This window comes from Burkholderia sp. Bp8998, assembly GCF_003854235.1.
Taxonomy (GTDB): Bacteria; Pseudomonadota; Gammaproteobacteria; order Burkholderiales; family Burkholderiaceae; genus Burkholderia.
Map to the genome: position 1 here is coordinate 104768 of NZ_QTQF01000027.1, position 13237 is coordinate 118004.

At 65.8% G+C, this 13237-nt stretch carries 13 protein-coding genes, 1 tRNA gene and 3 pseudogenes; 9 read left to right on the top strand and 8 right to left on the bottom strand.

Annotated features, from left to right (window positions below; genetic code table 11):
* The first annotated feature begins 102 nt into the window (after positions 1–102).
* Positions 103–813 carry a 2-C-methyl-D-erythritol 4-phosphate cytidylyltransferase gene (gene ispD, locus DIE06_RS25035; RefSeq protein ID WP_124663677.1) on the top strand — a complete coding sequence of 237 codons (711 nt, stop codon included), beginning with the start codon at positions 103–105 and terminating at the stop codon, positions 811–813.
* 29 nt (positions 814–842) lie between these two features.
* Positions 843–1328: a 2-C-methyl-D-erythritol 2,4-cyclodiphosphate synthase gene (ispF, locus tag DIE06_RS25040; protein ID WP_057925367.1), complete on the top strand. Its 486-nt coding sequence runs from the start codon at positions 843–845 to the stop codon at positions 1326–1328.
* 137 nt (positions 1329–1465) lie between these two features.
* Here ispF and DIE06_RS25045 read toward each other — a convergent pair whose 3' ends face one another.
* From DIE06_RS25045 to ompR, 4 genes are all read right to left on the bottom strand, one after another.
* Positions 1466–1993, bottom strand: coding sequence for a carboxymuconolactone decarboxylase family protein (locus DIE06_RS25045; RefSeq protein WP_124663678.1), 528 nt, complete (start codon positions 1991–1993; stop codon positions 1466–1468).
* Between the two features lie 75 nt (positions 1994–2068).
* Positions 2069–2617, bottom strand: coding sequence for a peroxiredoxin (locus DIE06_RS25050; protein ID WP_031399305.1), 549 nt, complete (start codon positions 2615–2617; stop codon positions 2069–2071).
* A gap of 189 nt (positions 2618–2806) precedes the next feature.
* The gene (locus tag DIE06_RS25055; protein ID WP_124612264.1) at positions 2807–4168 is read right to left on the bottom strand and encodes an ATP-binding protein; all 1362 of its coding nucleotides are present in this window, start codon (positions 4166–4168) and stop codon (positions 2807–2809) included.
* 40 nt (positions 4169–4208) lie between these two features.
* On the bottom strand, positions 4209–4943 hold the full coding sequence (gene ompR, locus DIE06_RS25060; RefSeq protein ID WP_004192636.1) for a two-component system response regulator OmpR: 735 nt from the start codon (positions 4941–4943) through the stop codon (positions 4209–4211).
* A gap of 258 nt (positions 4944–5201) precedes the next feature.
* Here ompR and DIE06_RS25070 point away from each other — a divergent pair, with 258 nt between their 5' ends.
* The 3 genes from DIE06_RS25070 to DIE06_RS25080 all read left to right on the top strand — a co-directional run bounded on the left by DIE06_RS25070 (position 5202) and on the right by DIE06_RS25080 (position 8383).
* A complete protein-coding gene (locus DIE06_RS25070; RefSeq protein WP_124663679.1) occupies positions 5202–5480 on the top strand; it encodes a hypothetical protein in 279 nt (92 codons plus the stop codon).
* Between the two features lie 118 nt (positions 5481–5598).
* Entirely contained in the window at positions 5599–7095 is a 1497-nt protein-coding gene (locus DIE06_RS25075) for a DUF1800 family protein (RefSeq protein ID WP_124663680.1), read from the top strand.
* Between the two features lie 67 nt (positions 7096–7162).
* Positions 7163–8383: a DUF1501 domain-containing protein gene (locus DIE06_RS25080; RefSeq protein WP_124663681.1), complete on the top strand. Its 1221-nt coding sequence runs from the start codon at positions 7163–7165 to the stop codon at positions 8381–8383.
* 24 nt (positions 8384–8407) lie between these two features.
* Here DIE06_RS25080 and hpnD read toward each other — a convergent pair whose 3' ends face one another.
* Positions 8408–9241: a presqualene diphosphate synthase HpnD gene (gene hpnD, locus DIE06_RS25085; protein WP_124663682.1), complete on the bottom strand. Its 834-nt coding sequence runs from the start codon at positions 9239–9241 to the stop codon at positions 8408–8410.
* A 236-nt stretch (positions 9242–9477) separates the two neighbouring features.
* On the opposite strand from hpnD, the gene DIE06_RS25090 reads away from it, so the two are divergent.
* Positions 9478–9564: transfer RNA gene (locus DIE06_RS25090), tRNA-Leu, on the top strand.
* A gap of 173 nt (positions 9565–9737) precedes the next feature.
* Positions 9738–10097: pseudogene (locus DIE06_RS25095) on the top strand (tyrosine-type recombinase/integrase); the annotation flags it as partial.
* A 222-nt stretch (positions 10098–10319) separates the two neighbouring features.
* Here DIE06_RS25095 and DIE06_RS25100 read toward each other — a convergent pair.
* Together DIE06_RS25100 and DIE06_RS25105 are read right to left on the bottom strand one after the other, a co-directional pair.
* Positions 10320–11504, bottom strand: a complete 1185-nt coding sequence (locus DIE06_RS25100; protein ID WP_124663684.1) for an acetyl-CoA C-acyltransferase — start codon at positions 11502–11504, stop codon at positions 10320–10322.
* A gap of 66 nt (positions 11505–11570) precedes the next feature.
* Positions 11571–11939: an acyl-CoA dehydrogenase C-terminal domain-containing protein gene (locus DIE06_RS25105; protein ID WP_124663685.1), complete on the bottom strand. Its 369-nt coding sequence runs from the start codon at positions 11937–11939 to the stop codon at positions 11571–11573.
* Here DIE06_RS25105 and DIE06_RS25110 point away from each other — a divergent pair.
* Positions 11920–12156, top strand: a pseudogene (locus DIE06_RS25110) (DUF1302 family protein); the annotation flags it as partial. The gene DIE06_RS25105 and the pseudogene DIE06_RS25110 sit on opposite strands and share 20 nt — an antisense overlap.
* Before the next feature lie 29 nt (positions 12157–12185).
* Here DIE06_RS25110 and DIE06_RS39105 read toward each other — a convergent pair.
* Entirely contained in the window at positions 12186–12329 is a 144-nt protein-coding gene (locus DIE06_RS39105; RefSeq protein ID WP_260433764.1) for a hypothetical protein, read from the bottom strand.
* Between DIE06_RS39105 and DIE06_RS39110 the strand changes: the two are divergent.
* Positions 12264–13237 (top strand): annotated as a pseudogene (locus DIE06_RS39110) (hypothetical protein); the annotation flags it as partial. The gene DIE06_RS39105 and the pseudogene DIE06_RS39110 sit on opposite strands and share 66 nt — an antisense overlap.

The following is a 13237-nucleotide window of genomic DNA, read 5'->3' on the forward strand; positions in this document are numbered from 1 at the left end:
GGCAGGGTTGGCGGGCACGGGCGCGGCGCGGCGCGCCGGTCGAGACGAAAGACCTATTATAAAATCCGCTTCTCGATTTCATCTTTCCGGCGTTTCCCTTTCGTGACTCCCCGACTTTTCGCCCTGATTCCCTGCGCCGGCACGGGCAGCCGTTCCGGTTCGGCCGTGCCGAAGCAATACCGCACGCTGGCCGGCCGCGCGCTCCTGCACTACACGCTCGCCGCGTTCGACGCGTGCAGCGAATTCGCGCAGACGCTCGTCGTCCTCGCGCCCGACGACACGCACTTCGACCCGCGCCGCTTCGCGGGCCTGCGCTTCGCGGTGCGCCGCTGCGGCGGAGGCTCGCGGCAGGCGTCGGTGCTGAACGGGCTGCTCGGGCTGGCCGAATTCGGCGCGACCGACCAGGACTGGGTGCTCGTGCACGACGCCGCGCGCCCCGGCATCACGCCGGAGCTGATCCGCACGCTGGTCGCGACGCTGAAGGACGATCCGGTCGGCGGCATCGTCGCGCTGCCGGTGGCCGATACGCTCAAGCGCGTGCCGGCCGGCGGCGACGCGATCGCGCGCACCGAGTCGCGCGACGCGCTGTGGCAGGCGCAGACCCCGCAGATGTTCCGCATCGGCATGCTGCGCGACGCGATCCTGCGCGCGCAGCGCGAAGGGCACGACTTGACCGACGAGGCCAGCGCGATCGAATGGGCCGGCCATACGCCGCGCGTCGTGCAGGGCAGCCTGCGCAACTTCAAGGTCACGTACCCGGAAGATTTCGCGCTCGCAGAAGCGATCCTCGCGCGCCCCGCGAACGCTTCCTGACTTTCACTTCATCTCAAACCGGATTACGCATGGACTTCAGAATCGGACAAGGCTACGACGTGCACCAGCTCGTCCCGGGGCGTCCCCTCATCATCGGCGGCGTGACGATTCCGTACGAGCGCGGCCTGCTCGGCCACTCGGACGCGGACGTGCTGCTGCACGCGATCACCGACGCGCTGTTCGGCGCGGCGGCGCTCGGCGACATCGGCCGCCATTTCTCCGACACCGACGCGGCGTTCAAGGGCGCGGACAGCCGCGTGCTGCTGCGCGAGTGCGTCGCCCGCGTGAAGGCGGCCGGCTTCACGATCCAGAACGTCGACAGCACGGTGATCGCGCAGGCGCCGAAGCTCGCGCCGCACATCGACGGGATGCGCGCGAACATCGCGGCCGATCTCGGCCTGCCGCTCGAGCGCGTGAACGTGAAGGCGAAGACCAACGAGAAGCTCGGCTACCTCGGCCGCGGCGAGGGCATCGAGGCGCAGGCCGCCGCGTTGCTGGTGAAGCAGGGCGCGTGAACGCCTGATGCCGGTCCGAAGCGGCGTGCAGGCACGCCGCCGGAATGAAAAATGCCACGCGCTTGCGTGGCATTTTCGTTGTTGCGGCCCGATGTGGTGCGCATGGCCGCCGACCGGGCTGTTGCTTGCGCGAGCGCTTATCCGGCTTCGGCGGCGATCACCTGCGCGGCGGCGTTGATTACCGACGCGATGCGGCCGACGTCGCGCAGCTGCGTCGTCGTCATCCCTTGCTCGTTCTTCAGCAGCGCATAGTGCGACTTCACGCAGAAGTGGCACTTGCCGACGATCGACGCGGCGAGCGCGTACATCTCGAACCTGCGCTTGTCGACGCCGCCGTGCGACGCATACGCGCCCATCCGCAGCTCGGCGCGCTGCGTCTTCAGGTCGGCGTCGTCGGCCATCTCGACATACGGATACCAGGTGTTGTTCATCCCCATCAGCGCGGCCGCCGTCAGCACGGCGTTCGTCTCTTCGGGCGACAGCACGCCGGCTTCGCGGATCGTGTTCACGAGCACGGTGCTCTTCGCCGCGACCGCCGCCGCCAGCGCGACGCCGACCGCATCGTTGCCTTCGAGCGACGAGCGCGAGATCGTGCCGTCGAGGTTCAGGCGAATGTCCTTCGCGTAGTCGGGGATACGTGCCTTAATCGAGTCGATGAATTCCATTGATATCTCCTATGGGTTGGCCGTTAAAAAAGCCCGCAGGCAGAGGTGCGCCGCGGGCTTCGTGCATCGATGCGCTTACAGCGTTGCGCCGCCGACTGCACGGTTGCACGGGCACAGTTCGTCCGTTTGCAGGCCGTCCAGAATGCGCAGGACTTCTTCCGGGCTACGGCCGACGTTCAGGTTGTTCACCGAAACGTGCTGGATCGTGTTGTCCGGATCGACGATGAACGTCGCGCGCAGGGCCACGCCGGCTTCCTTGTCGCGCACGCCGAGCTGGTCGATCAGCTCGCCCTTGACGTCGCCGAACGAGTAGTGGTTCAGCTTGTTCAGGTCCTTGTGCTCACGGCGCCATGCGAGCTTCACGAATTCGTTGTCCGAGCTGCCGCCGAGCAGGACGGCGTCGCGCTCTTCGAACTGCTTCGTCAGCTTCGCGAACTCGACGATTTCCGTCGGGCACACGAACGTGAAATCCTTCGGATAGAAGTAGATGATCTTCCACTTGCCCGGGAACGATGCTTCGGTGACGGTCTCGAATGCCGACTGGCCGTTTTCCTCGTGATTGTTGAAGCCCGGCTTCGCGGCTACGACGGTGAATGCTTCGAGTTTATCGCCCACGGTTTTCATGCGGATACTCCTGTGTGAGTTGGGAAGAAGACTGAGTCAAGCTACCTCGGTGCTGCAACGGTGATGTGACAGCATGGGCACGACTATAACACTATTAGCAAGGCGCTTCAATAGTTTTTGACTAACGACTTCCATAGTTTTTTTCAACCGCGCCGATAGTGTGACGCGCAAGAAGCGTGCGCGAACGCGTCACGCGGTCGCACGCGCCTTGCCGGCGCCGGGGAATTCGAGCGTGACTTCGAGGCCCGCATCGGGGCTGCGGTTGCGCAGGCGCAGCGCGCCGCGATAGCGGCCGACGAGGCGCAGCACGATCGCCATGCCGAGCCCCGTTCCGTCCGCCTTGGTGCGCGCCGTGTCGACGCGGTAGAACGGCCGCATCACGAGCGGCAGCTGGTCCTCGGGGATGCCGGGGCCCTCGTCGCTCACCGACAGCTCGACGCGCGCGTGGGTCACGCGTGTCTCGAGCGTGATGCGCGACACGCCGTCGTCGCGGCTCTGGCCGTATTTGCGCGCGTTCTCGACGAGGTTGCCGATCACGCGGCGCATGTCCGTCTCGTCGGCTTCGATCACGGCGGTCGGGGCGAGCCGCGTGCGGATCTCGACGCCGTCCTCGCCCGACACGCGCGCGGCGACTTCCTGCGCGATCGACGACAGGTCGACCGGCTCCGGCTTGCGCTGGGTCGGACGCGCGTAGTCGATGAAGGCCGCGATGATGCGGTCCATCTGCTCGATGTCGTCGACCATCGCATCCTTGGTCGCCTGGTCGGACGGGCTCATCTCGGTCTCGAGCCGCAGCCGCGCGAGCGGCGTGCGCAGGTCGTGCGAGATGCCCGCGAGCATCAGCGCGCGATCGGCCTCGAGCTGTTCGAGGTCGCGCACCATCTGGTTGAAGCTGCGGTTGGTATCGGCCGCGACGCCCATCCCGCGCTCGGGCAGCGGATCGGGCGCCTGGCCCGAACCGACCTGGCGTGCGGCGAGCGCGAGCCGCGAGAACGGCCGGTTCACGAGGCTCGTGATGAACGCGGAGCCGAACAGCGACAGCGCGAGCGCGAACAGGCCCCAGCCGGCCCACTGCAGGCCCGTGACGCTGTCGAGCTGGTCGCGGTCGAGCGCGACCCAGTAATCGTCGTCGTCGATCTTGAAGCTGATCCACACGCCCGGGATGTCGTTGACCGACTGCGCGATCACGGTATCGTCGCCGAGACGGCTGCGGATGTCGTGTTCGATCAGGCGGTTCAGCGATTCGTCGGGCTGCAGCTTGAACTTGTCGGTTTTTTCGCGCGGATACACGCGCACGCCCTCGTTGCTCTCGAGATCCTGCAGCAGCGCGCGCCGCAAATCGGGATCGGAATAGAGCAGGGCGGTGCGGGTGAGCTTCACGATCGCGACGAGCTGGAGCGCGACGCGCTGCGCGCGCGGCTCGCGCTCGATCACGCGAAAGCTCTGGAACCACGCGGCGAGGCTGACCGAGATCAGCAGCGCGATCAGCAGGAAGGTGCGCCAGAACAGCCCGCCGAACGCGAGCTGCAGGAGGCGCCGGTCGATACGCATGGGACGGGCCGTGGACGGGCGAAACCGGAAAGGAAAAAGATCAGGCGGCGCCGTCCGGGATGAACACGTAGCCGAGGCCCCAGACGGTCTGGATGAAGCGCGGGCTGCCCGGATCCGGTTCGATCAGCTTGCGCAGGCGCGAGATCTGCACGTCGAGGCTGCGGTCGAACACTTCGTATTCACGGCCGCGCGCGAGTTCCATCAGCTTTTCGCGCGACAGCGGCTGGCGCGGATGGCGGGCGAACACCTTCAGCACGGAGAATTCGCCGGTCGTCAGCGGAATTTCCTGGCCCGACTTCGTCAGCGTGCGCGTCGCGAGGTTCAGCGAGAACTCGCCGAACTCGAACACCTCGGTGGTTTCCGACGGTGCGCCCGGCAGTTCGGCCGGCGCCTGGCGGCGCAGCACCGCGTGAATGCGCGCGACGAGCTCGCGCGGGTTGAACGGCTTCGGCAGGTAGTCGTCGGCGCCCATCTCGAGGCCGACGATGCGGTCGACGTCCTCGCCCTTCGCGGTGAGCATGATGATCGGCGTGCGATCGTTGCTGCCGCGCAGGCGGCGGCAGATCGACAGGCCGTCTTCGCCCGGCAGCATCAGGTCGAGCACGAGCAGGTCGAAGCGCTCGCGCACCCAGAGCTTGTTCATCGCGGTCGCGTTCTCCGCGACGTATACGTTGAAACCCTGCTCGCCGAGATAGCGGCGCAGCAGATCGCGCAGGCGCGGGTCGTCGTCGACGACGAGAATCTTGGAGGGGTTTTTCGTTTCCATGAGCGGCATCTTATCGCGAATGGGAAATCACGCATGGTCGCGCAATTTCGCACGTTACAGTCCGTTACAAAATTTACCCGTAGTGTCGTGCGGAGTAAAGGCAGGCTATAGAGATTCCTTTACTCGAAGCCGAAATTCGGTAGATACTCCCCTGCACTCCATCTTTCATCTTTGTACACCCGAATTCCGCAGGGTTTTTCAAGTACCAGAGGTAACCGGTTGCCGCGTGACGAAGGGAACAAATCGACCAAAGAAGCGAGGACGGTCATGCGATCTGCCCGGATTGCACTGATGCTGACGATCGCACTTGCCGGTCCATATGCGTCGAACTTCGCGTATGCGCAGCGCCCCGAGCAGGGCGCCCCGTCGCGCAAGCTGCAGCGCGGCAAGGCGCCGCAGTCCGACCGCGCCGCCGACATGGCGGTCCGTTCCGCCGTGCCTCCCGATCTCGAACAGCACCGCCGCGACGGGCACATGACGCCCGAGGAGCGCCACCTGCTGCGCCAGCATATCGAGGACGCCGTTCGCGAGCTGTACAAGCGCTGACACGCACGCGCCTTCGCACGTCGGAAAGATTCCGTAGCAATTTTTCCGTCAACTTTCGAATGCGTGCTGGCGTTGAACCGGCATCCGCACCGCCGGTGCGTTCCGGGAGCCCACGACGATGAAAGCGAACGCTGCCGCCCCGGCATCGCCCGCGATGCAGGCGCCACTCGACGCCGACGACGCGCTGTTCTTCCTGAGCCGTACCGGCTTTTCTCCCGCACCGGCCGAGGTTGCCCGCATCGTCGGGTTGACGCGCGCGCAAGTCGTGGCCGATACGCTCGGCAACATTCGTCGCGAGCCCGTGACGACCTGGCCGGACTGGCTCGCCGAGTTGCCGCCGACCCGCGCGCAGCGACAGGCGCTGACGCCCGACATGCGGCGCGACGAGCAGCGCGAACGCAATCGCCGCTACGATGCGTTGCGCGCGGCGTGGGTCAGCGAGATGATCGTGACGCCGTCGCCGCTCACCGAACGCATGACGCTGTTCTGGCACGGTCACTTCACGTCAGGCCAGGACAAGGTTCCGTATCCGCAGACGATGGCCGTGCAAAATGCGCTGTTGCGCCGCGAGGCGCTCGGCAACTTCGGCACGCTGCTACATGCGATCGCGAAGGATCCGGCGATGCTCCAGTATCTCGACGGCGCGAGCAACCGCAAGGGCCGCCCGAACGAGAATTTCGCGCGCGAGGTGATGGAGCTGTTCACGCTCGGCGAAGGGCATTACACGCAGCACGACGTGACCGAGGCCGCGCGCGCGATGACCGGCTGGAGCGTCGATCCCGATACGCTGCGCTTCGTGGTGCGGCCCGAATGGCACGACGCGGGCGACAAGACGATACTCGGCGAGACCGGCGCGTTCGACGGCGACGGGTTTCTCGACATCCTGTTGAAGCGGCCCGATACCGCACGCTTCATCGCCGGCAAGCTGTGGCGCGAGTTCGTCTCCGATACACCCGACGCCGGTGTGCTCGATGTCCTGGCCGAACGGTTTCGCGCGAGCGGCTACGACATCCGCGCGGCGCTCGCCGCGCTATGGTCCACCGATGCATTCTGGGATCCGCGCAATCGCGGCGTGCTCGTGAAGTCGCCGGCCGAGTTCGTCGTCGGGTCGGTGCGGCTGTTCGACGTCGCGTACGGCGATCCGCAGATGCTTGCGAACACCGTGCGCACGCTTGGGCAGAACCTGTTCTATCCGCCGAACGTGAAGGGCTGGCCGGGCGGCGCGATGTGGATCAACAGCACCACGCTGCTGGCGCGCAAGCAGTTCGTCGAGCAGTTGTTCCGCGCGACCGAGACGGCCGGCATGCGGCCGCCTGCGCATGCGATGGCGGCGCCGTCGCCGAATGCGCGTGCGATGCCGGTTGCGGACGCCGCGTCGGTTGCCGGCGTGCGCGGCGCGCCGCTCAAGGCCGCGCGCGGCGGCCTGCGATTCGACCTCGAACGCTGGCTTGCGCAGTATCGGGCGCGGCCGCAGGCGATTGCGGGATTGTCGACCGAACTCCAACTGCAGCACGCGGTGCTGCCGGTGTCGCCGGTTGCGGCGATCGACACGGACTCGACCGGCAGCGCGTATCTCGAGGCGCTGCTGATGGATCCAGCCTATCAACTGAAATGACCGAAATGACGACGAACAGGCGCGCTGCCGCGGACGCCATACCGCACGGCGAACCGAAGGATGCACGATGAACCGACGTGATTTTCTGACGCTGACGGGCGCCGCGGCCGCGGCGGGCGTGTCGTTGTGGCAGCCGCCCGCGCAGGCGGCGTCGATGGCCGCGGCGGGGCGGCAGCCGGCGGCCGGCTATGCGAACGTGCTGATCCTCGTCGAGCTGAAGGGCGGCAACGACGGCCTCAACACGGTGGTGCCGTATTCCGATCCGCTCTACTACCAGTTCCGCCGCGGCATCGGCATCAAGCGCGACCAGGTGCTGCAGCTTAATGCGCAGACTGGGCTGCACCCGTCGCTCGCGCCGTTGATGCCGCTATGGCGCGACGGACAGGTCGCGATCGTGCAGGGCGTCGGTTATCCGCAGCCGAACCTGTCGCATTTCCGCTCGATCGAGATCTGGGATACCGCGTCGCGCTCGGATCAGTACCTGCACGAAGGCTGGCTCACGCGCACGTTCGCGCAGGCGCCGGTGCCGCCCGGCTTCGCGGCGGACGGCGTCGTGCTCGGCAGTGCGGAGATGGGACCGCTCGCGAACGGCGCGCGCGCGATCGCGCTCGTCAATCCCGCGCAGTTCATCCGCGCGGCACGGTTGGCCGAACCGTCGTCGCTGCGCGAACGGAACCCGGCGCTCGCGCATATCATCGACGTCGAGAACGACATCGTGAAGGCGGCCGACCGGCTGCGCCCGCGCGGCGGGATGCGCGAGTTCAGGACGGCATTTCCGGCCGGTACGTTCGGTACCTCGGTGAAGACCGCGATGCAGGTGCTCGCGGCCTGCGAGGCGTCGGGGCCCGGCGCGCAGGACGGCGTCGCGGTGCTGCGGCTCACGCTCAACGGTTTCGATACGCACCAGAACCAGCCGGGGCAGCAGGCTGCGCTGCTCAAGCAGTTCGCGGAAGGGATGAGTGCGATGCGAGGCGCGCTGGCCGAGCTCGGTCGCTGGAACCAGACGCTCGTGATGACGTATGCGGAATTCGGGCGGCGCGTGCGCGAGAACCAGAGCAACGGCACCGATCACGGTACCGCCGCACCGCATTTCGTGATGGGCGGCCGCGTGGCCGGCGGGCTGTACGGCGCGGCGCCGGCACTCGGGCGTCTCGACGGCAACGGCAACCTGCCGGTCGCGGTCGATTTTCGCCAGCTCTATGCGACCGTGCTCGGGCCGTGGTGGGGGCTCGATGCCACGCACGTGCTGCAGCAGCGCTTCGACACGCTGCCGCTGCTGAAGGTGTGAGGTGTATGTGCGTGACGGGACGGATCAGCGGCGGCGTGCGGCGCGCCACGCGATCCACAGCTTGCGGATCGGCGTCAGCGCGATGCGCTGGTGCAGCACCTGGTAGCCGTCGCGTTCGATTTCGTCGAGCAGCGCGCCGGCCAGCGCGAGCTGCGCACGCAGCGTGCGTTGCGCGCGGCGTTCGGAAGCGGGGATCGCGGCGTCGGCGGCGGCGAGCGCTTCGCGCGCGCGGGCGGTCTGAAACTGCAGCAGCTCGGTGAAGGCCGGGCTGTAGCGGCGATTCAGCAGGTCGGCCGCGGTCACGTTGTAGCGTTGCAGTTCGTCGATCGGCAGATAGATGCGGCCATGGCGCGCATCATTGCCGAGTTCCTGCACGAATTGCGCGAGCATCAGCGCGTGGCCGGCATCCGCGGCCCACGGTTGCGGTTCGGCCGGATTCGCGGCGCTTGCGCGCGCGACCAGCGACGCGAAGGTGCCGCCGACCTGCGCGATGTAGCGCTGCAGGTTCGCAAAATCCAGGTAACGCGCCTGTTCGAGATCCATTCCGTAACCGTTGACGAGCGTGCGCAGCGCGTCGGTTTCGGCCCCGATCGCCGGGTGATGCTGCGCGAGCGCCTTCGTGACCGGGTGCGACGGTTCGCCGGCGGCGAGCGCCGCGAGTTCCTTGTGCCACCACGCGAGCTTCGTGTGTCCGACGGTCGGATCGCTGGTTTCCTTGACGGTTTCCTCGAGTTCGCGGCGCAGCGCGAACAGGGCCGTCAGGCGCGGTTCGGCGGCGAGCGGCGCCTGGCGCAGCGCGTAGTAGACGCTGGAGCCCGCGGGGGCGGCCTTTTGCTGACAGTAGTCGTCGAAGTTCACGGGTGGGATCGTGGCGGAGGCGGGTTCGGGGACGCGCGCCGGCGCGTGGCCGGCACGTCGAGCGCGGCATTCTAGCACCGCTCTCGGACGGACGCCGGCGGGGCGAGACAATGCTGCGCAGATCGGGTAGAATCTCGCGCTCGCCTGATCGGGTGTGTCGGTTTTCGGGCCGGCATGACGTCCCGGGCGCGTGGAGAACGCGTTTTGCGCGCCGCGCGGTCAGGCAACGGAAATGCGCGTGAGTGGCGAAATTGGTAGACGCACCAGGTTTAGGTCCTGACGCCCGCAAGGGTGTGCCGGTTCGAGTCCGGCCTCACGCACCAACACAAGTTCCGGTTTGTTCCCGAGAACTCTTGAAACCCGCGATAGCTAAAGGCTTCGCGGGTTTTTTCATTCTGCGATGTTCCCGTCATTACCGGTTGAAGCTGGGGGCAAGTTGGGGCAACATTGGGGATAACATAGAAGTGCGTCCCGTCCCAGTCATGGAGTTGCCCCCATGCCGCTGACCGATACCGCTATCAAGAATGCCAAGCCTGCCGCGAAGCCTACGCGCTTGTTCGACGGTGGCGGCTTGTACCTGGAAATTTCTCCTGCTGGCGGGAAGTGGTGGCGATTGAAGTACCGCTTCGGCGGCAAGGAAAAGCGGATTTCTCTTGGGGTCTATCCCGATGTCTCGCTAAAAACGGCGCGCAAGCGACGCGCCGAGGCCCGCGAACGTCTCGCGGCAGGGACCGATCCGGGAGAGGTGAAGAAGGCGGACAAGCGCGCCGCCAAGCTGGCAGCGTCGAATTCATTCGAGGCTGTCGCGCTCGCTTGGATGGAGGAGCGCCGCGTTTCGGTCGAACCCGCGCAGTACCTTCGTCTCAGGCGGTGCTGAAGCTCAATTGCGAGCGGCCACATTCAGCGCGGTGAGAGGCGAGGGCCTGCACCGTGAAATTGTTGTGGTTGTGGCTCCACGCGCGCGGCAGCTGCCCGCAGAGTGAACGAGCTGAACATTGCTCAATACACATCCGTTAGTTCGCTGCACGCCCGGATAGGCTGGCAAAACCGAAAGCCAGGAGTGTTACGAATAGACGAGTCAGGCCACTTCGAACAATCCGGCCGCCCCCATGCCGCCGCCGACACACATCGAAACGACTACATAACGCGCGCCCCGTCGCTTGCCTTCGATCAGCGCGTGGCCGACTAGCCGGGCCCCTGTCATGCCGTACGGGTGCCCAATCGCTATGCTGCCGCCGTTCACGTTGTACAGCATTGGATCGATGCCGAGCTTGTCGCGGCAGTACAGCACCTGGCAAGCGAACGCTTCGTTGAGCTCCCACAGGCCGATATCCTGCACCGTCAGTCCGTGCAGCTTCAGCAGCTTGGGAATCGCGTACATGGGACCGATGCCCATTTCTTCCGGCGCGTTACCGACGACGGTCATTCCTCGATAAATGCCTAGCGGTTCGAGGCCGAGCTGTTGCGCCGCTTTGCCGTTCATCAACACGCAGGCACTGGCGCCGTCTGACAGTTGGCTGGCATTGCCGGCAGTGACGACTCCGCCTTCCATAACGGGCGCCAGTTCGCCGAGCGAAGCGAGCGTCGTGCCGGGACGATTGCCTTCGTCGCGTGCGAGAGTGATCTCCTTGAGCGACGTCTGCCCGGTGACCTTGTCGGTGACTGACATCTGCGTAGTGATCGGTACGATCTCGTCCGCAAAGCGGCCTTCCGCCTGGGCCTCGGCAGTGCGCTGTTGCGACTCGAGCGCGTACTCGTCCTGTGCGTCTCGCGAGATGCCGTACTTGCGCGCCACGAATTCGGCGGTTTCCAGCATCGGCATATAGGCCGTCGGCTGCGCGAACACCACGTTGGGGTCCCGCTCTGCGCTCACCCACTCGAAGTAGCGGGCCTGCACTGCCGAGATGTTTTCCTGCCCGCCCGCGACGACGACCTGCATGCCATCGCACATGATCTGCTTGGCGGCGGTGGCAATCGCCATCAGGCCGGACGCGCATTGCCGGTCGAGCGTTTGCGCTCCCACTGAATCAGGCAGCCCGGCTGCGAACACGCCATGCCGGGCGAGATTGCCGCCGGCGGTGCCGGCGTTGAGCACGGAGCCGATCACGGCATCCTCGATACGGTCGGGCTCGATGCCGGCACGCAATACCGCGTGCCGGATCGCGTGACCCAGCAGCGTGGGCGAACGCGTGGCGTTGAATGCGCCGCGAAAAGCTTTGCCGATCGGCGTGCGGGCGGTGGAAACGATGACTGCGTCGATCATGATGCGTCCTTGGTCGAATGGAAATGGGCGAACCTGGCCATGCGGATAACAGTGCGGCGGCGCCGCTCAGAGCCATTCCACGGGCGTATTCAGCGGGGTTGTCTCGACGGGGTCCAGCACCGCGAGCCATGCGGGAACTTTGGGCATCTCCCAACCGAAAAAGTAATCGCAGGCGGCGAGCTTGCCGCGATGGAAGTCGCTTGCTTGCACCTCGGACGCCAGCGCGTTGACGGCAACCGCCTGGTCGAGCCACAGCCAGCCGACTACGACGTGGCCGAATGCTTCGAGGTAGGACGCAGCATTGGCGAGCTGCAGTTCGCTGTTGTCGATGGCGTGCAGCGCGCCCGTCACCATGCGGATTCGAGACCACGCGGCTTCGAGCGTGAGGGCGTGCCGCTGCAGTGACCTACTCGCCTGGCAGGTAACGCCGGGCATCACGTTCTCCGACGGGCTCTACGGCTACACGCCGACGTTCACGGGAAATTACTTGCAGGGCGCGAAATCGGTGAACGTCTACGTGCTGTTCAACAAGAATCCGCCCACCTGGCAGGCGGGCATCAACTTCACGGCGTTCTTCGGCGGGCACCAGACGGTCGGGCAGCCGTACGCGGATCGCAATTTCGTCGGATTGTTCGTCACGCGAAACTTCTGACTTGAAGGGGTCATGCTGTGCTCAATCGTCTAGTCAGCCGTCTGGAAGGATTCTTCTTCGGACATCGTGCGATCGTGCTCGTCGCGATCGGCCTCTTCACCGCCGCGATGGGTGTGTTCGCCGTGCAGTTGCGGATGGACGCCGGCTTCGAGAAGCAGATGCCGATCGGCCATGAATACATCCAGACGTTTCAGAAATACCGGAACGATCTGCTTGGCGCGAACCGGATCACAGTTGTCGTGCGCGCTCGCAACGGATCGATCTGGACGCCAGAGGGATTGACGCGGCTGTACAAAGTGACGCAGGCGGTCACGTACTTGCCGAACGTCGACCGGATCGGTGTGCGATCGCTGTGGACGCCGAACGCATTCGTCAACGAAATCACCGATGAAGGGTTCCGCGCCGAGCCGATCATCTCGGGCAACATCACCCCCGATCAGTTGACGCCCGCGATCGTCGCGAAGATCCGTCGTGCGACGACGGCGGGCGGTTACACCGGCATGCTGATCATGGACTGGCTGATCGACCAGAACATTCCGTTCACCGCCGTGGCACGCAACGCTGCCAGAGCGAAGGAAATGATGGCGCAGCGCGTCGTGCGCCTTGAGTCGGCGAACTACGAAATCATCGAGGCGGAACATGACGTCGACGCACTCGCGAATGCATTCCGTGGCGCCAAAGTTGTGTGTGCCACCGTCGGGCCGTTCTTCGATTTCGGGCTGGTCGCGGTGGAGGCGGCACTCAAGGCTGGCTGCCACTACCTCGACACCACCGGCGAACAGCACTACATGCGCCAGGTGCGTGAGCAGTTTGGTGACCTGTACCGGGAGGCCGGCTTGCTGGTTTCGCCGTCGAATGCGTACATGTACTCGTTCGCAGAAATCGCCGCCGAACTGGCGCTCGAGACGCCGGGCGTCGATGCGCTGGAGACGGCTACATTGGCGCGCGGCCCGCGTGGCGCCGGCGCCGGTGTGAGCGTGGGCTCCACTGCAACCATCTTCGGGGGCTACCGCCAGGAAGCGTGCTACCTGTGGGAAAAGAAGCTGGTGCCGCATGACAAGCACGCTTCGTTCAACGTTTC